The following is a 213-nucleotide window of genomic DNA, read 5'->3' as shown; positions in this document are numbered from 1 at the left end:
GCAGGCGTCAGTCCGTATACATCGCCTTACGGCTTCGCACGGACCTGTGTTTTTAGTAAACAGTCGCTTCTCGCTGGTCTCTGCGGCCACCCCCAGCTCAGGCAGCAAGTGCCATCACCGGATGTGGCCCCCCTTCTCCCGAAGTTACGGGGGCATTTTGCCGAGTTCCTTAACCATAGTTCACCCGAACGCCTCGGTATTCTCTACCTGACC

General features: G+C 57.7%; 1 rRNA gene. It reads right to left on the bottom strand.

The features are described from left to right. Positions 1-213 (bottom strand): 23S ribosomal RNA (locus IE97_RS0138045); the annotation flags it as partial.

The organism is Streptomyces sp. NRRL S-455, from assembly GCF_000717875.1.
GTDB lineage: Bacteria > Actinomycetota > Actinomycetes > Streptomycetales > Streptomycetaceae > Streptomyces.
The sequence above is the reverse complement of the archived record's forward strand: the minus strand, read 5'-3'. Positions and strand labels throughout refer to the sequence as shown.